Consider the following 26,481-nt stretch of genomic DNA (forward strand, 5'->3'; position numbering starts at 1 on the left):
CGGCGAGCGGAGTCAGGGGGTGGGCGACAGTGCGCGGGCCGGGCGAACCGCCGCCGCACCAGGGGTCGACGGGTACCCGAGCGACGTCTTCGCGGCCTCGTGCTGTTCGGCGATACGAGGCTCGAACGGCGGTCGCGCCAACTCCTCCACCGTGACCTCCCAGGACGGGAACGAGCCGGTCAAGGCGCAAGCCGCCTGCATGGCGGATCCCTTCGCCACGTACTCGTCGGCGGCCGGCACCGTCACCGGCAGCGAGACCATCTGGGCGAGGATGCGTTGCACCGCCGGACTCTCGGCCGCCCCGCCGATGAGCAGCAGCCGCCCCACCGGCACATCGCAGGCCGACAGGTTCCCCAGCATGGCCACCTGGCTGGCGAGGGTGCCCTCGATCACCGAGCGCGCGAAGTTCGGCCGGGTGAAGTTCTCGAGCGAGGCGTTCAGCAGCGAACCGCGCTCGTGCGGCAGATCGGGAGTGCGTTCGCCCACGAAGTAGGGCAGGAGGGTGAGTCCGTCCGATCCGGGCCGGGCCTGCAGGGCGAGCTCCGAGAGCTCTGCGAGCGTGCAGCCCAGAAGGGAGGCGCCGAGCTCGAAGTTGCGGGCCGCGTTCAGCGTCGCCACGAGGGGCAGATGGTCGCCGGTGGCGTCGGCGTAGTTGCACACGTAACCGTCGAAGTCGTGCACCGGATGCGCCGACCGCGCGTACACGACGCCCGAGGTTCCCAGCGAGAGCACTGCGTCGCCTTCTGCGAGCCCCAGCGCGAGGGCGGCGGCCGCGTTGTCGCCGCTGCCCACGCCGACCGGGATGCCGGCCGGGATGCCCGGGATGCCGTGTCCCGTCACTCCGGCCTGGTCGAACGGCCCGAGGATGCGCGGCAACAGGGCCCTCTTGCCGAAGGCGAGCTCGAACAGATCCATCGTGTACTCGCCGGTCTCGGGCGACCAGTACGCGGTGCCCGAGGCCTCGGAGCGGTCGGTCACGAGCTCGTCGAGGCGTCCGGCCTGCGGGGCGTTGCCCATCAGCCGCCAGGTGAGCCAGTCGTGCACCACGGCCACGGCCTCGGTCTTCGCCGCGGACGCCGGGTCGACATCGCGCAGCCAGCGAAGCTTCGGCGCGGTGTCGGAGAGGGTGAGGGGGATGCCGGTGAGCCGGATCCACTCCTCGCGCCCGAGCTCGTCGTTCAGTGCCACCATCGCGGCGTGCGATCCGGTGTCGTTCCAGAGCGGGGAGTCGCACACCACGTTCCCGGCGGCGTCGAGGAACACCGGGGTGTGCTGCTGCCCGCTCACCGAGACGGCCGAGACGTCGTCGAGCCCGCCGGCGCGCTCGACGGCGGTGAGCAGAGCGTGCCACCACACCTCGGGGTCGACGATGGTCTGCGGCGGGTGCGAGGCCTTGCCCTCGCGCACGGCGCGGCCGGTGGCGAGATCGCGCACCGTCACCTTGCAGGCCTGGGTGGAGGAATCGATACCGGCCACCAGCGTCATCGACCGGCTCCTTTCAGGGTGTCCCAGAGGGGACGGATGTCGTCGTGCCAGGCGGCGAGCACCGCGGTGCGCCCGGCATCGGGTGCGACCTCCTCGGGCGAGCACTGCTCCCACGACCGCCGTTGCCCGGAGGCGAGGGCCTGAGCGCCGACGGAGACCACCTCGGGAAGGAGGGAGACGCTCAACGGGGCACCCAGGAGATCGGCTTTGAGCTGGAGCCAGAGGGGGTTGCGGCCGGCGGGGCCGATCACCTTGATGGCTTCGGGACGCTCGGGGAAGAGTGCCAGCACGTCCTGGAACTGGAGCGCCATGCCGAGGAATGTGCCCAACACGATCTCATCGAGGGTGGTACCGGAGCCGATTCCCGCGATGATGCCGCGGGCCGCGGCGTTCTTGGTGGGAGGCGGGCTGCCGCGGAACTGCGGCAGCACCAGGGGGGCGCGATGCGCCGAGAGGTCGCCGACGACGTAGCGGGCGTGCACCCGTTCGACGGTCGCCGTGAGGGCCGCGGCATCGAGACCGAGCATGCTCTGCAGCGTGGCGAAGGCGGATCCGCCGGTGGGGATGGAGGCGAACAGCGTGTAGTCGGTTCCGGTGGGCGAGATGCCATTGGCCAGCATCGTCTGCTCGGTGTGCTCGTCGGTTCGGGGGGAGTCACCGAGGAACAGGAGACCCTCGGTGGTGCCCGTGGAGTTCAGTAGTTCGCCGCGAGCGAGACCGGCGCCGGCAGCGCCGACCATGTGGTCGTGGCCCGCCACGTGCACCTCGACGTCGGTGCCGAGACCGGTCGCGCGGGCGAAGGAGGCCGTGAGGGGGGATCCCTCGCCGGCGCTCCGGAGATCGGGGAACACGTTCACGGAGACCTCGAGCAGCCCGGCGATCTCCCGAGACCAGGTGCGCCGCTCCAGGTCGAGCGCCATGGTGCGACTGGCGAGCGAGTACTCCGACCAGCGCTGGCCGGTCATGCGGGCCGCAAGGTATTCGGAGATGTTCAACCACTGTGCGCCGGCGGCTTCGGTGCCCGCGTGCGCCACCGCCCAGGCCGCTTTCGACAGGCCGTAGTTGGCGTTGGCCGGGAGCCCGGTCACCCGGTAGATCTCCTGCCGCGACGCGGCGTCGAGACCGGCCAGCCGTCCGGCGCCGCGATGGTCGTGCCAGAGGATCATCGGGGAGGCGAGGGAGAGATCCTCGTGCACCAGGCCGCCGGACTCACCCACGCCGGTGAGGGCGATCCGCTTCGTCGCCGCGCGCTGCTCCGGTTCGAGGCTCCGCACGAATCCCGCGATGACGGCCTCGAGGGCATCCACGTCGTAGACCTCACCCCAGGCATCGGCGGCGGTCGGCGTGTCCTCCCGGGCGCTGGCCTGGAGGGTGCTCGCGGCGTCGAACAGGCACAGCTTCACGCTCGTCGTGCCCACATCGACCGTGATCGTCGGCAGCATCGGAGGCGTCCTACGCCACGGAGGGGTTGAGAGTGCGGATGCGGGCCTCGACCACGTCGGCGATGGCGGCCACGGCCCCTGTGGAGACGCGGATGAGCGACACCTCTTTGGGGTTCGCGATGTAGGCCTCGCCGAAGCTCCGGATCATCGCGTTGCGCAGATCGCTCGCCACGTTCACCTTCACCACGTTGAACTCGTGCAGGCGGCCGAGCTGTTCGGCGGGCAGCCCCGATCCGCCGTGGATCACGAGCGGCACGGGGCTGGCGTCGCGCACCTGGGCCAGGAGGTCGAAGTCGATGCTGGCGTTCGGCACATAGCCGTGCTGGTTGCCCACGGAGACGGCGAGCATGTCGACGCCCACGGTCTCGACGAAGTGCGCCACCTGTGCGGGGTCGGTGGTGGCCGCGAACTCGGGGGCCACGTCGTCCTCCTTGCCGCCGATGCTGCCGAGCTCGGCTTCCAGCGCGAGTGAACGGGGGGTGAGCTCGCGTGCCCGCGAGGAGGTGGCGACGTTGTCGTCGTAGGAGGCCTCGGAGTCGTCGATCATGATCGAGGTGAACCGGGCGGCCAGCGCATCCTCCACCGACTGGATGGTCTTGCCGTGGTCGAGGTGCAGGGCCACCGGGGTCGTCGCCGTGGCGAGGCGGCGGGAGACCATGTCGTAGATGTACTCGTAGCCCGAGAGCGCCACATTGGTGGGCGCGACCTGGATGAAGGTGGGCACTCCCACGCGCTCCACCGCCTCGATGATGCCCATCGTCGTCTCGAGGTTGGTGGTGTTGAACGCACCTGCCACGAGGCCGCGCGACGTGCATTCCTCGATCACGTCGATGCCGGAGACCAAAGCCATTGTGAACACTCCTTCACTGAAGCGCCCGCAAGGCGCCGTTCGAGGGGCCACGATAGCGGCAAAACGTCCGTATTGTCGAGTCTGTCCGTACAGAACAGTCAATCGTGTCCCGCGACACGGAATCGGCGGCTTTACAAACCCTGTCGAGCCCATGTATGTTCCGTACGTACAATCCGTACGAACTGTTCGGACAACGCCGGCGCACCGCCGGAGACCTACTACGTCCTGCCACTTCAGAGAGGAAGTCTGCAATGCGAACCGCAGCCAAAACGGGAGTCGTGCTTGCCGGCCTGACCGCGAGCGCACTACTGCTCGCCGGGTGTTCCAGCGATGGAGCCACCGCGACCAGCGCTGACACCAACAAGGCCGACATACTGCTCAGCTACTCCCAGCCGCACACCGACCCGTTCCAGAACGCCGAGAACGTGGGGTCGATGGAGCGCTTCGCCGAGCTCGGCTACGGCACCATCCCGGCCACCAACGCCGACCGTGATGCATCGCAGCAGCTGACCGACATCCAGACCCTCATCAACAAGGGCGCAAAGGGCCTCGTGATCTCGGTCGGCGATGCGGATGCCATCGTGCCGGCGATCGAGTACGCCAACGACTCGAGCGTGCCGATCGTCGCCATCGACGAGGCACCCGCCTCGGGCAAGATCGCCATGATCGTGCGCGCCGACAACGTCAACATGGGCGCCCTCGCCTGCGAGGAGATGGGCAGCCGCGTGAAGGCCGGCGATGCCGTGATCACGCTGGACGGCGACCCGGTCACCTCCAACGGCCGCGACCGCACCAACGGCTTCAACGACTGCATGGCCGAGAAGTACCCCGACGTGAAGCTCGTGAACGTCGCCACCGAGTGGGACCCCGCGAAGGCGGCGGCCGGCATCGAGACGGCGATGAACCAGTACGACAACATCGCCGGAATCTACAATCAGAGCGATGCAACGTTCTTCCCGACGATCCTCGACACGCTCGACTCCCTCGGCAAGCTCATCCCCGTGGGCCAGCCCGGACACGTCGTGCAGGTGTCGGTCGATGCCAGCCCGATGGCGATGACCGCCATCCGCGACGGGTGGCTCGATGCCGCCGTGGCGCAGCCGATGACCGACTACATCGACTACGGCGTCGACTACCTCACCCGGGCCATCAGCGGCGAGACCTTCCAGGCCGGCGAGACCGACCACGGAAGCGTGATCGAGGAGCGCAACGGCAACCTCGTCGACCTGCTGCCGACACCGGTCGTCACGTCGGAGAACGTCGACGACCCCGACCTGTGGGGCAACAAGGAGTTCGCTCTCGAGGCCTTCGGCGTCACGAAGTAGGCGGTGTGGGGGCCGTGCGCGGCCCCCACATCCCGAATGCCCCGCAACCCGAACGACCGGACGAGAGATCCGAGACGGAGACGTCAATGACCACCACTTCACCGAGCATCGTGCCCGCCATCCAGGTCGATGGCGTGAGCAAGACCTATGGGGCCACGAAGGCGCTGCAGGACGTCTCGGTCTCGATCCTCCCCGGCCAGGTGCACGGCCTGATCGGGCGCAACGGGGCGGGCAAATCCACTCTGCTGAGGATGATCACGGGGCTCGAGCAGCCCGACACCGGGTCGCTGAGGTTCTTCGGCGAACCCGCTCCTGCGGCGTCCGACCCCAAGGCCTGGCAGCACCAGGTGGCCTGCGTCTACCAGCGCCCCTCGGTGTTCGCGAACCTCACGGTGGCCGAGAACCTCTTTGCGGGGCGGCTGCCGACGGACGGCGTCAAGGTCTCCTGGCGCCGCATGCAGAGCGAGTCGGAGCGGATCCTGGCGGCCTGGAACATCCAGCTGAACCCCCGCACCCTGCTCTCCGACGCCCCGATCGAAGAGCGGCAGATGCTCACGATCGCCAAAGCGCTCGAGGCCGGCAGCCGTATCGTGCTCCTCGATGAGCCCACCGTGCAGCTGGAGGGCGCCGCCATCCGTCGTCTCTTCGACAAGGTGCAGGAGCTGCAGCAGTCGGGTGTGACCTTCGTCTTCGTCTCGCACTTCCTGCGCGAGGTGTCGGCCATCTGCGACTCGGCCACGGTGCTCCGCGACGGAAAGCTGCTGTGGTCGCGCACCGGCGACGACATCCGCTCCGACGACCTCGTCGAGGCCCTCCTGGCGGGCCAGGAGCAGCAGCGCCACCGCGCCGACACCAAGTCGATCTCCCTCGCCGGATCCCCGGCGCTGTCGCTGAAAGGCGTCACCGACAAGGGCGGAGCATTCACCGGCATCTCGTTCGACCTGGCCCCGGGCGAGCTCATCGCCATCGGCGGCAGTGGTGGATCGGGCAAGTACTCGGTCGGCGAGGTCATCGCCGGGCTCCGTAAGTCGTCGGACGGTGACATCCTCGTCGACGGCGAGAAGCTCGCCACGGGCAACGTCAAGACCAGCCAGCGCGCCGGCATCGGCTTCGTGCCCGCCGACCGCCACCGCGACGGGTACGTTCCCCAGTTGAGCGTGGCCGAGAACATGACCATGGGCATCATGGATCAGATCGCCCCCGCGGGCGTGTTCTCGCCCCGGCGCCGCACCGCGATCTCGAAGCAGCTCATCAGCGACGTCGCCCTGGTGCCGCCGAACCCTGCTCTGGCGGTCTCCGGGCTCTCCGGCGGCAATCAGCAGAAGGTGGTGCTGGCCCGCGCGCTCGCGCGCAAGCCGCGCGTGCTCGTGCTGATCTCGCCCACCGCCGGCGTCGACATCGCCGCGAAAGACGCGATCTACGCCCTGATGCTCCGCGCGCTCGCCGAAGGCGTGGCCGTGGTGCTCATCTCGGACGACGTGGAGGAACTCCTGGTCAGCTCCCGCGTCCTCATCATGCGAGAGGGGCGGATCGCCGCCGAGCTCTCGGAGCCGATCGAAGAAGACATCGTTAGAGCCATCGAAGGCCTGGAGTGAACACCATGACAAACACCACCGCCACCGCACCGTCGTCGCGCTCCGCCGTGCCGAAGAACCGCGCCCTGGGCGCCGTCGTGCAGAACGTGCGCGAACTCAGCGTGCTGCCCGGTCTCGCCATCGTGATCGTCGTCGGCGCGCTGGTGAGCCCCGCGTTCCTGTCGGCCGCGAACCTCACGCTGATCCTCCGCCAGTCGGCCGAGCTCGGCATCGTCGTGATCGGGCTCACCTTCATCCTGCTCACCGGAAAGCTCGACATCTCGCTCGAGTCGACCGTCGGACTCGCGCCCATGGTGGCCGCCTGGCTGGTCATCCCCGCGGCCGTCGGCGGCCTGGGCACCGAGATCGATCCGCTGCTGGCCATCCTGATCACCCTGGTGATCGGTGCCGGGATCGGGCTCTTCAACGGCTTCATGGTGGTGAAGGTGAAGCTCGATCCGTTCATCGTCACGTTGGCGATGCTGATCCTCCTGCGCGGCATCACGCTCGGCATCAGCCAGGGCAAGACGCTTGCCGGTCTGCCGGATGCGTTCCGGTACATCGGCTCGGCGCGCTGGGCCGGCATCCCCGCCGCCATCTGGGTCACCGCCATCCTGTTCGTGATCGCCGGTCTGGTGCTGCGCTACACCTCGTGGGGCCGCGCGCTGTACGCGATCGGCGGCAACGCCGACGCCGCCAAGGCCGCCGGTATCCGGGTGGACTTCGTGCTGATCACGGCCTTCGTGGCGGCCAGCACCCTGGCCGCGTTCGCCGGCCTGATGCTCGCCGGCCGGCTGGCATCCGTCACCAGCGGTATGGGCGAGAACATGATCTTCAGCGCCCTCGCCGCCGCCGTGATCGGCGGTGTGCAGCTCACCGGTGGGCAGGGTCGCATCATCGGCGCTCTGATGGGCGTGCTGCTGCTCGGTACGCTCACCAACGTGCTGACGCTGGCCGGCGTGCCGACCTTCTGGATCAACGCCGTCTACGGCGCCGTCATCCTCATCGCCCTGCTGGTGGGCCGCTTCGGCTCGAAGCCGGGCCTACGCTGACCCTGGCCCCTACGCACACTGGAAGAGAAAGGACCGGAGATGTCGGAATTCCGCGAGATCAGTTCGACCGTCGTCGAGGAGCTGGGGGAGGTGTTCCGTCGGGTTCCGCTCGACAACATCGACGCCGCGCTCGACGCCCTCGAGAAGCACCAGCGCATCTTCGTGCTCGGCATCGGCCGCGAAGGACTGGGCTCGAAGGCATTCGCGATGCGCCTGACCCATTTCGGCAAGACCGTTCACTGGGGCTGGGATGACACGACGCCCGCCGTCACGGCCGACGACCTGTTCATCATGCCCACCGGGCCGGCGAACATCCCGCACCTGCACTACATCGCCGAGCAGGTGAAGAAGACGGGCGCGACCCTGCTGGTCGCCACCGCGATCCCGGATGGGCCCACCGCGCAGCTGGCCGACATCGTGCTGACCATCCCCGCGCACACCTACGGCGCCGAGGGCGATGTTGTTCCCACTATCCAGGCCATGGGCAGCCTGTTCGAGCAGTCGCTCTGGATCTTCTGGGACGTTCTGTACCTCATGCTGGTGCGTCGCACCGGTGCCCGGTTCGAGGACCTCGTGGCCCGTCACCGCAACTTCGAATAGGCCCGGCGGGGCTGAGACCTCCCAGGGCGCGCGTAGCCTGGAAGCATGCACGCACTCACCCACGCCACCTTCGGCGAAGCCACCGACGTACTCGAAGTCACCGACCGGCCCCTTCCGGAGCCGGGCCAGGGCGAGGTGCGAGTGCGCACGGTGCTCTCGCCCATCCACAACCACGACCTGTGGACCATTCGCGGCACCTACGGCTTCAAGCCGGAGCTGCCCGCCGCATCCGGAACCGAGGCGGTCGGCGTGGTCGACGCCCTCGGCGAGGGTGTGACCTCCCTGGAGGTGGGCCAGCGCGTCGTCTCGGGCGGCACGTTCGGTGTGTGGGCCGAGTACTTCGTGGCCAAGGCCGCCGGTCTCATCCCCGTGCCCGACGGCATCGCCGACGAGACCGCGGCGCAGCTCATCTCCATGCCCTTCAGTGCGCTCAGCCTGATCGACCACCTCGGCGTCGAATCCGGCGACTGGATCGTTCAGAACACGGCGAACGGCGCGGTCGGCCGTCTCGTCGCACAGTTCGGTGCGCTGCGCGGTGTTCGCGTGCTCGGCCTGGTGCGTCGCGACGCGGGCGTCGACGAGCTCGCCTCCGTCGGCATCCGCGACGTGGTCTCCACGGAGCACGATGGCTGGCAGGATGCCGCCGCTGCGGTGCTGGGCGGCGCGAGCCCGAAGGCGGCCGTCGACTCGGTGGGGGGCCGCTCGGCCGGCGACCTGGTGGGCCTGCTCGGTGAGGGCGGCACGCTCTGGTCGTTCGGCGCCATGGGCTCGGGTGACCTGCAGATCTCCTCGGGCGCCCTCATCTTCAAAGACATCACCGTGAAGGGCTTCTGGGGCAGCCGCGTGAGCAAGGAGATGGATGCGGCCAAGCGAGGCACTCTCTTCGCCGAACTCTTCGAGCGGGTCGGCTCGGGCCAGATCGAGCTGCCGGTCGAGGCGGTCTTCTCGTTCGAGGACGCCCGCGCGGCTGCGGCTGCGAGCGACACCCCCGGCCGGGTCGGCAAGATCCTCCTGCGCTTCTGACCGGCACCGAACGGATGACCGCCATGACGTCCGACGTTCGCAACATCTCCGCTGCCCTCGCCACCATCAAGGAGCCATGGCAGCCTCATCGACTCGCGAGCGTCAACGACTACGACGTGAAGGTCGTGAAGCTCCAGGGCGAGTTCGTCTGGCACAGCCACGACGAGACAGACGAACTGTTCCTTGTGCTCTCCGGCGAGCTCACGATCCAGCTCCGAGACCGCGACGTCGTGCTGGGCCCGAATGACATCTTTGTCGTGCCCAAGGGCGTCGAGCACTGCCCCCGCGCCGAGGGGGAGGTGCACGCCGTGCTCATCGAGCCCGCCGGAACCGTGAACACGGGCAGCGCCGGCGGAGACCGAACCTCCCCGCTTCGCGATCTCGACTGACCCGTGGGCCGGGTTCGCGAACGGTGGCGTCCGTCCAGCGTGATTGGCGTGGCCGTCGTGGGGCTGTTCGGCCTCGCGATCATGGCGCTCGCCGTGGCCACCGTCGTCACGGAGCTCTGGGGCGAACCTCTCCTCGCCATCGCGGGCGTGGCGCGCCGCGTACCCGTGTGGCTGGCGTGGCTCGGTGTGGCCGCTGCTCTGGCCGGGGGCTTCTCCCTGTTCTCCGCGAGCGCCGGGTACCTCATCCGTGTGGCGCGCGGTCGCGTGCCGCGCGTGCCGCCATCGCGCGAGAGCAGACGTCGGCGGGATGCGAAGCGCAAGCGCGAGTACGACGCCCGAAAGCGCGCCGGCTCCGCGCAGTAGCGCCGCGGGTGCCGGGAGGTGTGTCGTCGGTCGTCCACGTTTCCGGGCTTCCGCGACGACCCCTTGGCGTGGCGGGAGGCCCGGCGTAGCGTGAAGCGCCTCACCCCCTGAATGGAGCGCACCATGACCGGCACCGACGACATCGAGACCCTGGCGAAACTGCTCGACGACTTCCCCATCACGATGGTCGTGACCCTCGATGACGAGGGGCATCCGGTGTCGCAGCCCTTCGCCATGCAGCAGCAGCATCACCGCTTCGATGGCGACCTGTGGTTCATCCTCAGCGCCGAATCGTCGACGGCCACCCGCGTCGCCACGAACCAGGTCGTGAACCTCGCCTTCAGTGCGAACGACTCCTGGGTCTCGGTGACGGGCCACGCCGAACTCACCACCGAGCAGAGCTATATCGACGAGATGTGGGACCCGAGCGTCGAAGCCTGGTTCCCGGGCGGACGCACCGACCCCAGCATCCGTGCTCTGATCGTGCACACCGACTCGGCCGAGTACTGGGACACCCCGGGCTCGACCATCGCCACCGTCTTCAGCTTCGTGAAGTCGAAGGTCACCGGCGCACCGATGGAGATCGACAACGAGAAGATCGAGCTGTAACGGTCTGCTCACTCGATCCAGAGCACGATGCCGGTCGTTCCCGTGAGCACGGCGGCGGCGCCGGCCCGGATAGCGTCGGCGCACCGCTCCGGGGTGAACGAACTCTCGTCGAAGTGGGTGGCCGTGCCCAGGCCCTCGCCCCGGAAGCCGGCGCCCGACCAGTCGACCGCGGTGACGTTGTAGGTGGGCTCTGCGAGCTCGGCGCCCAGCACCAGGAACCGGATGTCGAGGTGGTTGGGCGTGACGATCGCGAGAGCGTCGATCAGATCCTCACCGGCCGTGACGATCAATTCGGGTTTCATCTCCATGGCGTCGACGATTGCGACGATCGGGTCGGCGCCGGCCTCGACGCGGCGCAGGTCGACATCCGATTCCTGCGCCCACTCGGTGACCGCGGTCGAGATGCTCTGCGTCGTGACGTCGTCGCCGGAGGTGAGGAGCACCACGCGATAGCCGGGTGAGGGCCGCACATCGGCCCACGAGCCTGCATCCGGGTTCACCGTCGCCTCGGGTGAGGGCTCGACCTCGGGCATGAAGCCGGCAGCCGGGGTGCCGATCGGCGTGGTCGGGGGCTGCGGCGAGTTCCAGTCCGCGGTCGCGCATCCCGCGAGACCCAGGACGAGCGATACCGCCGCGACAACGGCGACGAGGTGGGTGCGAGGCGGCACAGAGGTTCCTTGCGAGCGAGGGACAGGTCGCGTGAAGCCTGCCGCACCGGGGTGTCGGGGCGGTTGCGAACGAGTCCCTTTCTGGCAAACGTTGCGCAATCCGCCGGCCGGTGTGCGCGCTGACGTGCGATCGCCGACGAACCGCGACCCCGCGCCGCCACCTCACCATCACGGGTTGTTCGCCTGAGCGACAGAACCAGCAACACCGCTCGTTAAGTCACAGGAAATCTCCAGCCTCGATAGTTCCCGTTGGGCCTGCACGTCGTGGACCCGCACCATCCACATCACCTCCTCTTTTCTACAGAAACGGAAGACTCATGCTTCTGGTAGTCCCCACCCGGCCGAGCGGCCGAGCGGCCCTGTGGCTCTCCGCCGCAGCGGTCAGCGCAGCTCTGGTCTTCGGCGGCACCCTCGCGGCCCCGACCGCCGCGTCTGCCGCCGACACCGCCTCGTACACCGGCATCGTGCTCGGCGTCGGTTCCGACGAGGCCCAGCGCAACATCAGCTGGTACTCCACGGCCGACACCGCCCAGCTCGTTCAGCTCGCTCCGAGCTCTGCTCTGGTCAATGGCGACTTCGTGACGTCGGTGACCACGTTCGCCGCATCCGGAGCCGCGAACACCACCACCACCGGATTCAACCGTCACGCCACCCTGTCGGGGCTCGCGGAGAACACGCAGTACTCGTACCGCGTCGGCTCCGAGGGCAACTGGTCGACCACCTACTCGTTCAAGACGCAGTCGTTCGAGGGCGACTTCGACTTCCTGTTCTTCGGTGACCCGCAGATCGGATCCTCGGGCAACGTCGCGAAGGACCAGGCGGGCTGGGCAGACACCATGAACGTCGCCCTCACCGCGAACCCGAACGCCGAACTGCTCGTGTCGGGCGGCGACCAGGTCGAGACCGCGAACACCGAGCCCCAGTGGGACGCCTTCCTGGCGCCCGACCAGCTGCGCCAGTACCCCTGGGCTGCGACGATCGGTAACCACGACGTGGGCGGCAAGGCCTACGAGCAGCACTTCTACACGCCCAACACCGACCGCTCGGCGGCGTACTACCGCAACGGCAACACGGCGACCGACTCGGGCGGAGACTACTGGTACATCTACAAGGATGTGCTCTTCATCGACCTGAACAGCAACAGCTACAACTCGGCCACCGGTGGCGGTGACGCGGCGCACGTGCAGTACGTCACCGACGTCGTCAACGCTCACGGTGCCGACGCGAAGTACACGGTGCTCACCTACCACCACTCGATCTACTCGGCGGCCGACCACGCGAAGGATGCCGACAACAAGGTCCGCCGGGTGGACTTCCCGACCACCTTCTCGAACCTGGGTGTCGACCTCGTTCTGCAGGGGCACGATCACGTGTACACCCGCAGCTACGAGATCGCGAACGGCGAGAAGGCCAACCCCGACGAGCAGCCCGGTCAGAACGACGTGTTCGTGGGTGAGGGCGGTGTCATCTACATGACGGCGAACTCGGCCTCCGGCTCGAAGTACTACGACATCACCGCGCCCGACAACAGCGGCACCACCGGTGCCGGCAACGGCGCCGACCCGCTGAACCCGAGCAACTACTGGTACGACTCGGTCGAGAACCAGGAGCACGTGCGCAGCTACGTCAAGGTGCAGGTCAAGGCCGATGAACTCGTGGTGGAAGGCATCCGCGCCGGAACCTGCGCGGCGCCCAACGCGGCGGTGGAGCTCGGCAAGGTGGGCTGGTGCGGTACCTCTGGCACCAACGCACCCGTCGACGGCGTCGGCTCGATCATCGACTCGGTGACCATCCACCCCTACCACGGCGACGGCGAAGACATCCAGGTCGACGTCCCCGCCGCGGCCCCTGGCGAGTTCGGGTGGACCATCGACGGCCAGAACGGCCTCGTCGACCTCGGCACCGCGCAGGAGACCAACGGCGCGTTCGAGGCGACCGGCGAGATCAACCCGATCAAGGTGTCCGACACCCGGTCGTCGCTCTCACCGTGGTCGCTGACGTCTGTGCTCGGTGACTTCACCGACGGTGACAAGACCTTCTCCGGCAGCTACATGGGCTGGACCCCGAAGGTGGTCACCGACGGTGCCGGCGCGGTCGCAGGCGCGCCGGTCGCGTCGGGCTTCGATGGCGGCAAGGGTCTCTCGATCGACCGGGTTCTCGGCTCCGGAGCCCAGGACCACCCGAAGGGCGAGGCGCTTCTCGGAGCGAACCTCGACCTGAAGCTCCCGGTCGACACCGCCAAGGGCAGCTACCGCGCCACCCTGACGCTCACCGCTCTGGCCGGCTGACGCTGAGCTGAGCTGAGCCACCACGTCCGTGGGGGAGGAACCTGTTCCTCCCCCACGGACATCCCGCTTTCCGCCCCTCCCTCGCCCCTCACACCGAAGGTCTCCCGTGAATCCACGATCCGTCCCCGCCCGCCCCTGGGCCCGCATCCGCGCGCTGTCCACCGCCGCGCTCGCCGCACTCCTCGTTCTCGCGCCGGTCGCCGCACCAGCGATGGCGGCCGAAACCGACCCGGTCACCTGGACGGTGCGAACCGCCTCCAACGAGTACGGATCGGAGCGAACCAACTACAGCTACACGATCGACCCGGGCGGCACCCTCTACGACTCGATCGTCGTCGCCAATCACGGCGTCGACCCCGTGGAGCTGCGGGTCTATGCATCCGACGGTGCGACCTCGGAAGACGGGCAGCTCTCGTTGCTCGTCGCGGGGGAGGAGTCGCACGGCGTGGGCGCCTGGATCACCACGGAGAATCCGTCGGTCACGGTCGCGGCGGGGGAGACCGCGACCGTGCCGTTCACCGTCGCCGTGCCGGCCGACGCCACGCCCGGAGACTACGCGGGCGGCGTGGTCACCTCGCTGACGGTGCCCGACGCCGCCGCGGGGGTCAATGTCGACCGGCGACTCGGCATCCGGGTGAATCTGCGCGTGGGCGGCGAGATCGCGCCCGCTCTGGCGGTGGAGGACATGGCCGTCTCGTGGAGCGGTGGTCTCAACCCGTTCGCGGGAGGCGACGCCACGGTGACGTATACGCTGCACAACTCGGGCAATGCGGCCATCTCGGCCCAGCCGGCCACGCATCTGAGCGGCCCCTTCGGCCTGTTCGGCACGGATGCGCCCGCTGTCGATGAGGTGCCCGAACTGCTGCCCGGCGAATCGTGGACGCAGACCGTGACGGTTCCCGGGGTGGGGCCGCTGTTCGTGCTCCTGGCGTCGACCACGGTCACGCCGTTGGTTCTGGATGCATCCGGCTCCACGTCACCGATCGCCGACGTCTCCGGCACGGCAGGCGGCCCCGCCGTGCCGTGGACGCTGCTCGTGATCGTGCTGCTGGTGGCCGCCGGTGTGTTCTTGCTGCTGCGCACTCGGGGCGCGCGCAAGAAGTCGGCGGAGAAGCGGCGCGAAGCCGAGGTCGATGAGGCCGTGGCCAAGGCGCTCGAGCAGGAGCGGGCGAAGGCCGGCGCGGCGGCCGAGTAGCCGCACGCGACGAAGGGCCCCGCCGATCGCGATCGGTGGGGCCCTTCTGCATCCGACGACGGATGACGCACGGCGCACGGCGCACGAGGCGGATCCGGCGGGCTCCGTGCGTTCGGACGGTGTCAGCCCAGCAGGTGCCAGCTCGGCCGGTGCCAGCTCGGCCGGTGCCAGCTCGGTCGGTGTGAGCTCGGTCGGTGTGAGCTCGGTCGGTGTGAGCTCGGCCGGTGTGAGTCCGGCCTGGGTCAGTTCGGTCGGTGTGAGTCCGGACTGGGTCAGCTCGGCCGGAGTGAGTCCGGCCTGTGCCAGCTCGGCCTGTGCCAGCTCGGCCTGGGTCAGCTCGGCCTGGGTCGGCTCGCGCGCTGACGGGGTCGACGGCGGCGTGCCGCGATCAGCAGGGTTCCCGCGGCGGTGAGGCCCAGCGCCAGGAGCGCGTCGGGCCAGAGCGACGACCCGTCGAGACCCGTGTCGGGGAGTTCGCCGGTCGCGCCGCCGTGCGGGGGCGTGGCAGTGGACGACGACGAAGGGGTCGGAGTCGACGTGGGAGAGCTCGTCGGAGGATTCCCCGAGCGATCGGGGATGCGCACACCGACCACTTCGGAGTGCGAGGATGCCGGGTCGTCGTCGGTCAGAGCGAATGCCGTCCCGGCGGGCGCGAGCAGCGCGGCCGTCAGCACGAGGGCGCCGACGCCCCGCAACGGGCCTGTGGCGGCACGACGGAGACGTCTCATCGTCGGCGAGGTCGGCGAGGTCGGCGGGAGCGGCGAAGTGCTCACGGCTGCAGCACATCCAGGCGCGTGTTCTCGGGGTTCCGAGTGCGCGTGAAGTACCACAGCCCCACCACGGTCACCACGAGTGCGAGGTAGAAGGCGATCGGGAACCGGGCGATCTGGTCGAACACCGGCTGCAGCGCCGAGCTCTGATCCGTGCTGATGCCGATGATCCACGCGGCGGCGGCGACGATCGCGATCCCCGCGATGACGGCGCGGAACCCGGAGAACGCGCGCGCGTGGGATAGCAGGATGAGCAGCGGCAGCACGAGCACCGCGGCGATGAGCTGCGCCAGTTCCACGCCCACGTTGAACCCGAGGATCGCCAGGATCTTCTCGCCGAAGCCCAGGTTGAGGTCGAGGATCGTGGTGGCGAACGCGGTGCCGTGCACCAGGCCGAACAGCCCGGCGATGAGCAGTTCTCCTCGCGGCATGAGCGGGCGGATGGCGTGGATCGCGGCGACGATGATCGACACGGCCACCAGGATCTCGACGGGCTTCGTGGGGAACGAGATGAGCCCCAGAGACACGAGCGCGAGCGTCACGAGGTGCCCGGCCGTGAAGCAGCTGATGATGAGGGCCGCGCGGCCGATGGTCTTCTTCAGCGGTATCGGCTGTTTCCAGCGGAATCCCCGTCTCGCCCGCACCGCGAGCGAGGGCGCAACGACGAGGAGCGTCGACAGGAAGAGCAGATGGTCGGTCCCCTCCGCGATGTGGAGCATGCCGAGCCAGATCACCGAGAAGAAGCCGTTCATCGGTGCGGGGGAGCTGCGGTCGAGCGTCACTTCGGTGACTCCGCCACCGAGCACGGCGACCACTTCCGGGTCGCCCTCGGCGACCTGCCCGTTGTTCCAGTCGCTCACCAGCGCCACGTACACCTGATGGGCCGGCACCACGTCGAGGATGAAGGAGTAGTCGAGGGTGATCGCGCCCTCGATGCTGCGGCCCGCATCCGTGAATCGCACCGTCGTGGCGATCGCGTCTTCCCCGTTGACGGGCACGAGTTCGGGGCTCGCGATCACGGTCGGCGTGAGGGTGGAGACGCTGTCCGACACGCGCACGCGGTGGAGGATGAACGTCATGAGGTTGTCCGACACGGCGTCGAGCGATGCCTGATCCGTGACCTCGTACCCCGTGGCTGCCGTGAAGCCGGCCTCCTGGATCTGCATCGTGATCTCGACCGCATCCGACTGGATCGTGACGAGCACGCCGGTGGTGCCGGCCGGATGCGCGGAGGCGCTCCGTGCGGGAAGGAACACGAGCATCACGGCCACCGCCGCCAGCAGCGCGATCATCCACGGCCGGATGCGTCTCACGGTAATCGAGGTCACAGGGGCACGGTAGCTGCCCCGAATTGCCGCCCGGTTCTTTCCGGCGAACGCCAGGAGAACGCTGAGCGATCGATCGGTGCGGCGGGGTGCGCGCTGAGGTCGTAGGGATGTCTGCGGCCCGAACGAGCCTCAGCTGCGTTCGCGTCGCCCTGCGCGCACGGCGAACCGATCGATCGCCCCGAGAATCTCATCACTTCGCCAGAAAGGCCCTAATCGGTGTTCGGCTTTCGATTTCAGGATGCCGGCATCCGTGAGAGCCTGCAGCGGCGGGTAGACATTCGGCTGTTTCACACCGAGAGAGGCCGCGGCGGTAGCGGAATCGATGACCGGGCGCTGGGCGATCACATCGAGCAGTGCCCACGCGTTGCTGGATCGGCGGGCTTTGAGCTGCCTCTGCCAGCCGCTCTTGATCGCATCGATCTCGTCGACCAGTTCGCGCGCGTTGGTCAAGGCGCGGAGCGAAGCCTCCCCGAAAGCCAGAACGATGGGCGACACATCCCCCTCGCGGTACGCGGTGAGTGCGCGATGGTATCCGTCGACGTCGGCGAGCAATCCCGCCGACACGGGCACAGCGACGTTGCGCGTCACTCCGCGGTGCCGCAGCAGCGCCTGAGCAAAAGCACGACCGGTTCGGCCGTTCCCGTCTGTGAAGGGGTGGATGGTCTCGAACTGGGCGTGAGCGATCGCTGTCGAGGTGAGGGCGGGGATGTCGCGTCTCGCCGAGAAGGCGATGACGTCGTCGATGAGTTTCGGAACCCGTTCGAAATGAGGCGCGACGAACTCCGCCCCTATCGGGCTGTTCGACTTCGTTCCGATCCACACGGCCTCGCGGCGCCATTCGCCTGGAGTGTGCCGCGTCTGATCACCCATCAGAACCCGGTGCATTTCGGCCAGCGCAGCCGGCGACAGGTCGTCCGCGAGGGCGATGGCAGCTTGCATGGCCCGCGTGTTCGCGGCGATCAATTCTGCGTTGCGGCTGGCTTTCGATCCGAGTTCGGCACTGAAGATCGCGCGCGCACTTGCTGTGAGGTTCTCGATCTGAGATGAGGATGCGGCCTCGGAGCGAAGCAGCACCGGGGCGAACCCCGCAACCCTCGTGCCGAGCTCGGCATCGAACCGGCTTAGCTCTCGAACTGCGGCTTCAGCGGCCTCGTTGGCCTCTGCGTTCGGCTCAGGAGTCAGCGCGGCGATCGAAGGTGGCAACGAGGATTTGTAGGGTTGAGCGCCACTTCCGAGCTCGGCACCCACGCCCCAGCCCGACGTCGGCAACCAGGTCTGTGTTTCCCATTCCAGGCGCGGCCAGCCGCCGGGCGACACCGACTCCGACACGTCATTTCTCATAATGTCGATCAGTCTACTTTATGAGTAACTGAGTTACTCATAAAAATCGCGGATGCTCTTTATGAGTAACGGGCGGATGCCCTCTACTCGTGCAGCAGGGTGCGGAGCTCGGTGATGCGGCCGTCGCGCACGGTGATGATGTCGACTCCGCGCGCCGCGGGGGAGCCCGCCGGCCCGAACGTCCAGCCCTGCACACCCGTGTCGGCGCTCACGTAGGCGAGGCCGTCGTCGGCGAACACGAAGTCGGCGGGCGCGCCGTCGAGCAGGCCGGCGGCCTTCGCCTCGAGCGCATCCCAGCCCGTCACGGTCTCCTCGGGGTCGATGAAAGCCACGTCGGGGGTGAACGACGCCTCGATCGCCGCCCGCCGTGAGACGGCATCGCGGTTGCCGAAGACATCGTGCAGGTTGGCGGCGAGCAGGTCGGAAACGGTGGGCATCAGTTCTCCTCGAAGTCGGCGAGTGGGACGACCGTGGGTGGTCACCGCCGATGGTACGCCGCCGGGGCGTCTTCAGTGGCCGTCGAGTCGCGCCGCGACATCCGGCGGGAAGCCGCCCGTCGAGACGGGGCTCCACCGCGTCGGCGTGATGCGCAGCAGCGACTTGTTCTGCAGCGCCATCGCCTCGCGGTACTCCTGCCAGTCAGGATGCTCGCCCGAGATGCAGCGGAAGTAGTCGACCAATCCCTCGACGGCTTCGGGCATGTGGAGCACCTCCGCGTCGCCGTCGACCTGGATCCACGCGTCGTTCCACTCGTCCGACAGCACCAGAACGGATGCGGCCGACCGACGCTCGGCGTTGCGCGTCTTAGCCCGACCCGGGTACGTGGAGATCACGATGCGCCCCTGCTCATCGACCCCGCCGGTGACCGGCGACATCTGGGGCCGGCCGTCGGCGCGCGTGGTGGCCACGAGCATCCGGTGCCGTGGTCGCACGAACTCGAGCATGCCGTCGCGATCGACGGCGGTGTTGGTGGAGATTGTTCTGGCCATGGCTCAACGCTAGGCGACAGCGATGACCCGAGGCGAAGTGACTCAGGCCACGGCCGAACGGCGTCGGGCGACGATCGCCCCCTGAGAGCGTTGGCCGGTGGTCTTCCGCACGTGGGATTCGACCAGGTCGAAGCACGCGGTGTTCAGTTGCGTGGCGAGATCATCGACAGACCAGAGGTACGCCGTCAGCACGGCGTGGGTCGCAGCGAGTGTGCGGCGTGCGGCGTGCGCTCGGCCGTTACCGGCGGAAGTACGCGTTCGCGCTGCGGGTGTACAGCAGGATGATGCCGAGCAGCGCCAAGAGGCCGTTGATCACGCCCTGCCACGCGCTCGTCGGCACGGCCGCAAGGAGATAGATGGCGTTGGCCAGGTTGAGGGCCAGCACGATGGTGGTCAGCACCCGGGCGACCTGGCTGCCGCGCAGGAGCGCCGCGCCGACAGCGATGGTGACCACGCCGAGCACGATCGCCACGATGGCGGTGGCGATGAGGGATCCGGCCGACCCGGGCACTCCGTTCACCTCGGCCGTGGTCGACGCGGTGATCAGACCGATGACGCCGCCGATCAGCTGCAGTGCCCCCGAGATCCACACGATCACGGCCACAAGAGTCACTCCGCCTGGTCGTCTCACGGTTCCCCTCCTCCTCGCGCCGGCGATCCGGCTCGTTTCGAGCATCACCCTACTGACGTGAACGCCGAGCGAGAAGGGCACGGCGCGCGACCCGTCAGACTGGGTTCTGTGACACGTTCTTCCTCCCCGGTCGTCGACGTTCTGCGCACCAGGCACACCGGGTACCTGCTCCTCACCTCGTTGCTCGGTCGTCTGCCCGGTGCGATGGCTGCCCTCGCGATCGTGCAGCTCGTGCGCTCGACGAGCGGTGACTTCGCCTTCGCCGGGCTCATCACCGCGGTCTACGTCGTCGCCGGCGCGATCGGGCAGCCGCTCCTCGGCCGGCTCGTCGACCGCTTCGGTCAGGTTGCCGTTCTGACCGTCAGCGGCATCCTGAGCTTTCTCGCGTTCACCGGCATGGCGCTGGCCGTCGACCCGCTGCCGGGCCTGGCGGTGGCGCTCGCCGCGGCCGCCGGCGTGTTCACGCCGCCGCTCGAGCCGGCGCTTCGGGCGTTGTGGCCGCGACTCGTGGCCCCTGGCCCGCAGCTCAAGGCGGCCTTCAGTCTCGATGCCGGGGCCCAGGAGATCATCTTCATCATCGGCCCGCTGCTCACCGTCGTGGGCATCGCGGTCTTCGGTCCGGTCGGCAACCTGCTGTTCGCGGGCGCGCTCGGCCTGGTCGGCGCGCTCGCCTTCATCGTGAATCCTGTTCCGCGTGCGGCGTCGGCCTCGGTTCAGCGGCGTGCAGGTGCCGCCGCCCATCCCGGCGTCCGCTCGCCCATTCTCATTCCTGCCGTCGCGCGGGTCGCCGTGTTCACGTTCGGCATCGGCGTGCCTGTTGGCGCCTTGACGATCGTCGCGACCGCCTCCGAGGCGGCCCGCGCCAGCGACGGCCTCGCCGGCTGGATCCTGGCGGTGAATGCGGTCGGCGCCCTCGTCGGCGCAACCGTCGTCGGCATCCGCCCCCTCGGCTCCACCCCGGCGCGCCTTCTCACCGAGTGCGGGGTGCTTCTCGCGCTCGGCTACCTCCCGCTCGCCGCGACGGCACTGCCCATGTGGGCCTACGTCATCGCTGCCGGGCTCTCCGGCCTGATGCTCCCTCCGACCCTGGGCCAGGTCTTCGAACGGATCTCGCAACTCAGCCCCGCCGCCGCCCTCACCGAGGCGAACGGCTGGGTCGTCAGCGCCATGACCCTCGGGATCGGTGCAGGCACTCTCGTGGCGGGCGCGGTCGTCGGCGGCGCCGGCACGTCCACGGTGGCGTGGATCGTCCTCGGCGCATCGGCTGTGACGGTGCTCCTGTCGCTGATCGCTCTGCCGAGCAGAACCGGCCGCGACTCTCCCTGAATAGTCTGTAGTCCACCGAGCGAAGGAGAACCGGATGCATCCGCTGTCGCACTCGTCTGCGGCCGACTGGGTCGCGGGCGGCACGGATCACTGGAAGCTGACGATCGAAGGCCTCGTCCCGGCCCGATACGACGCCTACGCCCGCGTGCTCCACGAAGTCGAGCAGGGTGGCACCCGTGAAACCTGGGCGTCTGTCGCGGCCGCGAACGGTCGACCTTTCGGCCCGCTGGCCCAGTGGACTGGGATCAACGTCGACCCTGACGGCGAGGAGTGGAGCGGCCGGCCTCGAGTTGGCTCGCTCACTCCCTCTGCTGCGCGCTCGCTCTCCGAGGTGCTCACCTCATTCACCACCACCCCATCGACGTGTTACTTCGGTGTCTGGGAGGGTTTCGGCGGCGGCGAGCTTCCACCCGAGGTGCAGACCTTCACGTCGAACACGCGTGTCTTGGGCCTGTTCGAGGGCCCGATCCAGGATGCGACACATTCGTTCGGCGACTGGCCGGGCTTCCAGCTTGCGAACCTCTGGTGGCCGGCGGATCGCGCCTGGTTCGTGGTCTCCGAGATCGACTACGACAGCACGATCGTGGCGGGAAGCCGGGCGTGCATCGACGCTCTGCTTCAGGCGTCCGGGCTAGAAGTGCTGGAAGTGGGACCGGGGGACACTCTCGCCATCTCCTGGTGATCGGATCCCGAGCTCGCGATCGAGGACGTGCTCGAGGCATTCGAGAGCCCCCGTGGAGTCGTGCTCCGGTTTGGGGATGCAAGTCCCATTCCCGTTCGATAGCCTCCAAGTCACGGAGCGTGTGAGTCTGAGCAAGCAGAATGCAGGTGATCGGATGCGCCGGGACCATTGGTGGGCGAGCCGAGCGAACGCGCGTTGATGACTTCGCCACACGATGACCTCATCGCCCGCCGCGCCGCGGTAGCTCAGGAGCTTCGGTCGCAGCGATCGTCTAGCTTGTGGACCCTGACTCTGGTGGGCGTGTTTCTCCTGCCTGCTCTGATAGCTGCCTACGCGATGTTCTTCAACTTCTTCTTTATCTGGGAGCCACCGCCTGCCGAGCAGATCGATCAAGGGGTCGTGATCATCGTCGTCAGCTGCGGGGTGCAATCGGCGTCTGCACTCATGGTTTTCGTCCTGGCCGCGAAGCACCGCGTCGGCACGGCTCAAGTCGTGATCACGGCATCGTGGCTGCTCGTCTGTGCGTACTTGACGTTCGCGGTCCTCAGGAGCGCTGCTCGCTTCTAGCCGGAAGGGGAGTGATGTCTCCAATGCCGCCACCGCCGTGGGCGGTTGCGGTGGGTAGCTTCGAGACATGGTCTCGCCGCCGATGTCCTTCCACCCGGCCCTCCCGTACAGCCGCGCGAACCCCACCCTCGAGCTGGACGTTCTCGCCCCCCACAGGGAGCCCGGCGCCGACCCGCTCCCCGTGGCGATCTTCTTCCACGGCGGCGGATTACACGAGGGTGACCGGGGTGCGGGCATGCACCCGTGGCTGAATCCGCTGCTGGCGGCCCGCGGGTACGTGACCGTCTCCGTCACCTACCGGCTGAGCGGCATCGCGAGGTGGCCCGCCCAGTATGAGGACGCCCACGACGCCCTGGTCTGGGTGCGGGAGCACATCGCAGAGTTCGGGGGAGACCCATCCCGAATCGGGGTGTGGGGCTTCTCGGCGGGGGCACACCTCGCGGCCCATCTGGCTCTTCGTGAACCCGGATGCGTCAAGGCTGCGTCGTTGGCGGCGTGCCCGGCCGACCTGCGGAATTCCCGGGTCGACGAGTCCAACGAGGTGACGTGGTTGGTGGGTCCGTCACCGAGCACGGAGGTGCTGGCGGAGGTGAGCCCGATCAGCTGGGTCACCCCGGATGCGCCACCCATCCTGATCGCGCACGGAACCGACGATCAGATCGTCGAGTTCGCGCAGGGTCTCGCGCTCCGAGACGCGCTGGCCGCCGCGGGCGCTCCCGTCCAGTTGCACGTGATCCCGAACGGAACCCACGAGTGGGCCGACAAGCCCTCGCCCGAGACGAACGACCCGAACGTGAACTTCGGAATCGTCACCGCGGCCTTCTTCGACCGGGTGCTCTGATCCGCCTGGAGGGTCCGATGCCCCAGCACGTGGGTGGGCGGGCCCGACGCCGCCTGGGAGAAAGAGCGGCCCCGGCCGGTCAGGCGGTGGAGGCGAGGGCGAACGACATGGCGTGGATGGTGGGGCTCCATCGAGCGTGAACTCCGAGACGAGACCGTTCGCGAGGGGTCGAGGCGGAGGATCTTTGCGTCAGTCGCCGACGAGCACGACCTTGCCCGGCCCGTGCTTCGTGGCGTGCGCCGTGGCGGCATCGTCGAGGGGATAGGTGGCGGCGATGAGGGGGACGAGCCGGTGTTCCGCCGCGAGCTCGGCGAGCGCGGTGAGCCCGAGCCGGTCGGACTCCACGAACAGGCCCGCCACGCGGATCCCGAGCTCCCTCGCAGCGGCGGCGGCCGCCCCGATGCTCTGGGGAAGGGTTGAGACGAGGGTGCCGCCGGCTCGTAGAGTCTTCAGCGCTCGGAGCGGGTAGTCGCCGCCCACGACGTCGAAGACGACATCCAGATCGCTGAAGGCTTCACTGAAGTCGGTGGCCTGATAGTCCACGACATCCGAGGCGCCGAACGAGCGCACGAGATCGGCGTTCGCGCCCGAGGTCAGCGCGATGACGTGCGCGCCGCGAGCGGCCGCGATCTGCACGGCGAGGTGGCCGACACCACCCGCCGCGCCCGTGATCAGCACGCGGGTTCCCTGACCGACGGCAGCGGTGTCGACCAGCGCTTGCCACGCGGTCAAGCCCGCGAGCGGCAGGGCCGCGGCCTGAACGTGCGAGAGGGCGTCGGGTTTGAGGGCGAGTGCACGAGTGGGCGCCACCACGAACTCCGCGTAGGCGCCGGCGCCTCCTGGGAAGGGGAGTAGCCCGAAGACCTCGTCTCCGGGTGCGAAGAGGGTCACTCCGGGGCCGGTGGCCTCGACGACTCCCGAGACGTCCCAGCCGAGAATGAACGGCGGTGTGCCGCTGAAGACGCCGGTCTGCCGGTTCATGGCGTCAGCCGGGTTCACGCCCGCCGCCCGAACCCGCACCAGAACCTCGCCGATGCCCGGCGCGGGCTTGTCGACCGTGGCCGGGTGCAGCACCTCCGGCCCACCGAGTTCGTTCTGAATGATTGCGCGCATCGTTTCTGTCATGCCCTCCACGCTAGGAAGGATGCGTGGACCACCCAATGACTAATAAGTCATGTTTCACCACAATCAAGCCAAAACGGCCCTACGATTCGCCCCGAGCGACTGCCGAAATCGGCCGGGCAGGAAAGTGGCGATTTCTGGCCGGATGCTCGCTTCCTCCCCGGTCGGTCTGCCGGTAGCTTCGCCTCTGCCCGGTTGCACACCGGATGAACGCAGGGAGCGGAATTGTCAGCCAAGGAGATCGTCGTCAGCGCCACGGAGCGCCTGTTCAACCAGAAGGACCTCACGGTGGTCGACGAGGTCTTCGGCCCCGTCTACGTGCAGCACTCCGCGTTGGGATCCGACGGCGTGGAGGGCCTCAAGGGTCTGGTCGGCCGGCTTCCCGGGTCGTCGGGCTACGAGCTCGTGCGGGTCATCGCCGACGGCGAACTCGTGGTGACCGAAGGGGTGTTCACGGGATTCGCTCCCGTTCCTCTGACGGGCTACGACGTCTGGCGGGTGGTGGACGGCCGGGTCGTCGAGCATTGGGATGCACTCGGGCCGGGCGCCGCTCACTCGACAGCGGATTCCCCCGCGCAGGTGTCGCCTGTGGAGGTGGCTGCGAGTAAAGCCCTCGTCGCCGAGTGGGCGGAAAAGGTGCTCGTGGGCGGCGACCGCACTGTGGCGCCGACGTACCTCTCGGCCGATGGTGATGGCGTCGGCGTCGAGTACGACCAGGCGATCTCCTACGTGGCGATCCACGCCGTGATCGCCGAGGGCGACCTCGTCTACACCCGCGCCGAGGGCGAGCTCGACGGCCCGGTCATCGTCAACGACATCTGGCGGGTGGAGGGGACGAAGATCGTCGAGCACTGGGGGCTGGTCGTGCCGGTGCCCAAGGAGTTTCCCCACGCCAACGGAGCGTTCTGACCACACTGAGTGGCAGGATCCTATTGAGAACATAGAATCGGGCCATACCTGATTCACAGCCCCACCGCGTGGTCGTTCTCGCCCAGAACGGTGCCTACCCGTTCGAACTCGGGATTCCCGCGCGCGTCTTCGGCGCGTCCGATGAGGCCTACGAGGTGGTGCTCTGCACGCCGACGGGCGAGGCGATCACCACCAATGCAGGGTTCGACGTGCTCCCCGCCCGCGGCCCCGATGCGCTCAGTGAGGCCGACACCGTCATCGTGGCACCGGTGGATCCCGCCTACCTCCGCCCCGAGCTCACGGATGACGTGCGGGCGGCGCTCGCGATGATCAGGCCCGGCACCCGGATCGTCTCGATCTGCACGGGCGGATTCACGCTCGCGGCAGCGGGCATCTTGACAGGTCGAGCGGCCACGACGCACTGGCAGTGCGAACCGCTGTTCCGAAAGTGGTACCCGCAGATCGAGCTCGACGAGAATGTGCTCTTCGTCGACAACGGCGACGTGCTCACCTCGGCGGGGGCCGCATCCGGAATCGACCTCTGCCTGCACCTCATCCGCCTCGACCACGGCGTGGAGGCGGCGACCCGCGCTGCTCGCCGCTGTGTCGTTGCTCCCCACCGCGACGGCGGGCAGGCCCAGTTCATCGAGCGACCGGTTCCGGATGACCCCGACACGTCCACCGCGTCCACCCGGGAGTGGGCTCTCGCCCGGCTCGCCGAACCGCTCACCCTGAGCGCGCTGGCCCGCAACGCCCACATGAGCGAACGCACCTTCGCGCGCCGGTTCCGCGCCGAGACCGGCCTCGCTCCGCGACAGTGGCTCACCGGACAGCGGCTCGCGCTGGCCAGGGAACTGCTGGAGTCCACCGATCTCGGTATCGACGCCATCGCCGCCGCAGTGGGCTACGCGACGGCGACCTCGTTGCGCAACCACCTCGGTGCCGCCCTCGGTGTCTCGCCGCTGGCGTACCGTCACACCTTCCGATCGACCGAGACTCGAGCGGGGCGGCTCCGCGCGCGAGCGGCGACGAGGCCCACTGTCCCCGGCATTCTCGGGGCCACGGCCACGAACACCGTCAGTGACCACCCGAAGGAGACCTCGTGAGCGGCA

27 protein-coding genes are annotated in these 26,481 nt (G+C 68.5%); 16 read left to right on the top strand and 11 right to left on the bottom strand.

Going from position 1 to position 26,481, the window contains the following annotated elements:
• Nucleotides 1-12: 12 nt before the first annotated feature.
• The 3 genes from EPO52_RS15890 to EPO52_RS15900 are packed head-to-tail and all read right to left on the bottom strand — an operon-like array spanning nucleotide 13 to nucleotide 3,777.
• Nucleotides 13-1,485 (bottom strand): FGGY family carbohydrate kinase, encoded by a 1,473-nt coding sequence (locus tag EPO52_RS15890; RefSeq protein WP_290808441.1) that lies wholly within the window; start codon nucleotides 1,483-1,485, stop codon nucleotides 13-15.
• Complete coding sequence (locus EPO52_RS15895) at nucleotides 1,482-2,927, bottom strand: FGGY family carbohydrate kinase (RefSeq protein WP_290808444.1); 1,446 nt, start codon at nucleotides 2,925-2,927, stop codon at nucleotides 1,482-1,484. Before EPO52_RS15895 ends, EPO52_RS15890 begins: the two co-directional genes overlap by 4 nt.
• Before the next feature lie 10 nt (nucleotides 2,928-2,937).
• A complete protein-coding gene (locus EPO52_RS15900; protein WP_290808446.1) occupies nucleotides 2,938-3,777 on the bottom strand; it encodes a class II fructose-bisphosphate aldolase in 840 nt (279 codons plus the stop codon).
• A 251-nt stretch (nucleotides 3,778-4,028) separates the two neighbouring features.
• Between EPO52_RS15900 and EPO52_RS15905 the strand changes: the two genes are divergently transcribed.
• From EPO52_RS15905 to EPO52_RS15940, 8 genes are all read left to right on the top strand, one after another.
• Entirely contained in the window at nucleotides 4,029-5,102 is a 1,074-nt protein-coding gene (locus EPO52_RS15905) for a sugar ABC transporter substrate-binding protein (protein ID WP_290808449.1), read from the top strand.
• Nucleotides 5,103-5,188: 86 nt separating this feature from the next.
• Complete coding sequence (locus EPO52_RS15910; RefSeq protein ID WP_290808452.1) at nucleotides 5,189-6,697, top strand: sugar ABC transporter ATP-binding protein; 1,509 nt, start codon at nucleotides 5,189-5,191, stop codon at nucleotides 6,695-6,697.
• Between the two features lie 5 nt (nucleotides 6,698-6,702).
• A complete protein-coding gene (locus EPO52_RS15915) occupies nucleotides 6,703-7,728 on the top strand; it encodes an ABC transporter permease (protein WP_290808454.1) in 1,026 nt (341 codons plus the stop codon).
• A 39-nt stretch (nucleotides 7,729-7,767) separates the two neighbouring features.
• Nucleotides 7,768-8,328 carry an SIS domain-containing protein gene (locus EPO52_RS15920; protein ID WP_290808457.1) on the top strand — a complete coding sequence of 187 codons (561 nt, stop codon included), beginning with the start codon at nucleotides 7,768-7,770 and terminating at the stop codon, nucleotides 8,326-8,328.
• 45 nt (nucleotides 8,329-8,373) lie between these two features.
• Nucleotides 8,374-9,351: a zinc-binding dehydrogenase gene (locus EPO52_RS15925; RefSeq protein WP_290808460.1), complete on the top strand. Its 978-nt coding sequence runs from the start codon at nucleotides 8,374-8,376 to the stop codon at nucleotides 9,349-9,351.
• A 23-nt stretch (nucleotides 9,352-9,374) separates the two neighbouring features.
• Nucleotides 9,375-9,740 (top strand): cupin domain-containing protein, encoded by a 366-nt coding sequence (locus EPO52_RS15930; RefSeq protein WP_290808463.1) that lies wholly within the window; start codon nucleotides 9,375-9,377, stop codon nucleotides 9,738-9,740.
• Between the two features lie 48 nt (nucleotides 9,741-9,788).
• Nucleotides 9,789-10,103: a hypothetical protein gene (locus tag EPO52_RS15935; RefSeq protein WP_290808466.1), complete on the top strand. Its 315-nt coding sequence runs from the start codon at nucleotides 9,789-9,791 to the stop codon at nucleotides 10,101-10,103.
• A gap of 123 nt (nucleotides 10,104-10,226) precedes the next feature.
• Nucleotides 10,227-10,712 (top strand): pyridoxamine 5'-phosphate oxidase family protein, encoded by a 486-nt coding sequence (locus tag EPO52_RS15940; RefSeq protein WP_290808469.1) that lies wholly within the window; start codon nucleotides 10,227-10,229, stop codon nucleotides 10,710-10,712.
• 8 nt (nucleotides 10,713-10,720) lie between these two features.
• On the opposite strand, the gene EPO52_RS15945 is transcribed toward EPO52_RS15940, so the two are convergent.
• Nucleotides 10,721-11,380, bottom strand: coding sequence for a hypothetical protein (locus tag EPO52_RS15945; RefSeq protein ID WP_290808472.1), 660 nt, complete (start codon nucleotides 11,378-11,380; stop codon nucleotides 10,721-10,723).
• 317 nt (nucleotides 11,381-11,697) lie between these two features.
• Here EPO52_RS15945 and EPO52_RS15950 point away from each other — a divergent pair, with 317 nt between their 5' ends.
• Nucleotides 11,698-13,668, top strand: coding sequence for a metallophosphoesterase family protein (locus EPO52_RS15950; protein ID WP_290808475.1), 1,971 nt, complete (start codon nucleotides 11,698-11,700; stop codon nucleotides 13,666-13,668).
• Between the two features lie 106 nt (nucleotides 13,669-13,774).
• Nucleotides 13,775-14,863: a DUF916 domain-containing protein gene (locus EPO52_RS15955; RefSeq protein ID WP_290808478.1), complete on the top strand. Its 1,089-nt coding sequence runs from the start codon at nucleotides 13,775-13,777 to the stop codon at nucleotides 14,861-14,863.
• A 332-nt stretch (nucleotides 14,864-15,195) separates the two neighbouring features.
• On the opposite strand, the gene EPO52_RS15960 is transcribed toward EPO52_RS15955, so the two are convergent.
• From EPO52_RS15960 to EPO52_RS15985, 6 genes are all read right to left on the bottom strand, one after another.
• A complete protein-coding gene (locus EPO52_RS15960) occupies nucleotides 15,196-15,636 on the bottom strand; it encodes a hypothetical protein (RefSeq protein ID WP_290808481.1) in 441 nt (146 codons plus the stop codon).
• Complete coding sequence (locus EPO52_RS15965; RefSeq protein WP_290808484.1) at nucleotides 15,633-16,961, bottom strand: HupE/UreJ family protein; 1,329 nt, start codon at nucleotides 16,959-16,961, stop codon at nucleotides 15,633-15,635. The genes EPO52_RS15960 and EPO52_RS15965 overlap by 4 nt, the downstream gene beginning before the upstream one ends.
• A 129-nt stretch (nucleotides 16,962-17,090) precedes the next feature.
• A complete protein-coding gene (locus EPO52_RS15970; RefSeq protein WP_290808487.1) occupies nucleotides 17,091-18,290 on the bottom strand; it encodes a Fic family protein in 1,200 nt (399 codons plus the stop codon).
• Nucleotides 18,291-18,385: 95 nt separating this feature from the next.
• The gene (locus EPO52_RS15975; protein ID WP_290808490.1) at nucleotides 18,386-18,739 is read right to left on the bottom strand and encodes a nuclear transport factor 2 family protein; all 354 of its coding nucleotides are present in this window, start codon (nucleotides 18,737-18,739) and stop codon (nucleotides 18,386-18,388) included.
• Nucleotides 18,740-18,811: 72 nt separating this feature from the next.
• On the bottom strand, nucleotides 18,812-19,291 hold the full coding sequence (locus EPO52_RS15980; RefSeq protein WP_290808493.1) for a PPOX class F420-dependent oxidoreductase: 480 nt from the start codon (nucleotides 19,289-19,291) through the stop codon (nucleotides 18,812-18,814).
• 238 nt (nucleotides 19,292-19,529) lie between these two features.
• On the bottom strand, nucleotides 19,530-19,922 hold the full coding sequence (locus EPO52_RS15985; RefSeq protein WP_290808495.1) for a hypothetical protein: 393 nt from the start codon (nucleotides 19,920-19,922) through the stop codon (nucleotides 19,530-19,532).
• A 108-nt stretch (nucleotides 19,923-20,030) separates the two neighbouring features.
• On the opposite strand from EPO52_RS15985, the gene EPO52_RS15990 reads away from it, so the two are divergent.
• The 4 genes from EPO52_RS15990 to EPO52_RS16005 all read left to right on the top strand — a co-directional run bounded on the left by EPO52_RS15990 (nucleotide 20,031) and on the right by EPO52_RS16005 (nucleotide 23,338).
• Nucleotides 20,031-21,248, top strand: a complete 1,218-nt coding sequence (locus EPO52_RS15990; RefSeq protein WP_290808498.1) for an MFS transporter — start codon at nucleotides 20,031-20,033, stop codon at nucleotides 21,246-21,248.
• A gap of 34 nt (nucleotides 21,249-21,282) precedes the next feature.
• Complete coding sequence (locus EPO52_RS15995) at nucleotides 21,283-21,930, top strand: hypothetical protein (RefSeq protein WP_290808501.1); 648 nt, start codon at nucleotides 21,283-21,285, stop codon at nucleotides 21,928-21,930.
• A 294-nt stretch (nucleotides 21,931-22,224) separates the two neighbouring features.
• On the top strand, nucleotides 22,225-22,497 hold the full coding sequence (locus EPO52_RS16000) for a hypothetical protein (RefSeq protein WP_290808504.1): 273 nt from the start codon (nucleotides 22,225-22,227) through the stop codon (nucleotides 22,495-22,497).
• A 67-nt stretch (nucleotides 22,498-22,564) separates the two neighbouring features.
• Complete coding sequence (locus tag EPO52_RS16005; protein ID WP_290808507.1) at nucleotides 22,565-23,338, top strand: alpha/beta hydrolase; 774 nt, start codon at nucleotides 22,565-22,567, stop codon at nucleotides 23,336-23,338.
• A gap of 189 nt (nucleotides 23,339-23,527) precedes the next feature.
• Here the strand turns inward: EPO52_RS16005 and EPO52_RS16010 are convergent, their stop codons facing one another.
• The gene (locus tag EPO52_RS16010) at nucleotides 23,528-24,463 is read right to left on the bottom strand and encodes an NADP-dependent oxidoreductase (protein ID WP_290808510.1); all 936 of its coding nucleotides are present in this window, start codon (nucleotides 24,461-24,463) and stop codon (nucleotides 23,528-23,530) included.
• Nucleotides 24,464-24,685: 222 nt separating this feature from the next.
• On the opposite strand from EPO52_RS16010, the gene EPO52_RS16015 reads away from it, so the two are divergent.
• Nucleotides 24,686-25,369, top strand: a complete 684-nt coding sequence (locus EPO52_RS16015) for a nuclear transport factor 2 family protein (protein ID WP_290808513.1) — start codon at nucleotides 24,686-24,688, stop codon at nucleotides 25,367-25,369.
• 68 nt (nucleotides 25,370-25,437) lie between these two features.
• Complete coding sequence (locus EPO52_RS16020) at nucleotides 25,438-26,475, top strand: helix-turn-helix domain-containing protein (protein ID WP_290808516.1); 1,038 nt, start codon at nucleotides 25,438-25,440, stop codon at nucleotides 26,473-26,475.
• The last annotated feature ends 6 nt before the right edge of the window (nucleotides 26,476-26,481 follow it).

It is taken from the genome of Herbiconiux sp., from assembly GCF_004297105.1.
Taxonomy (GTDB): Bacteria; Actinomycetota; Actinomycetes; order Actinomycetales; family Microbacteriaceae; genus Herbiconiux.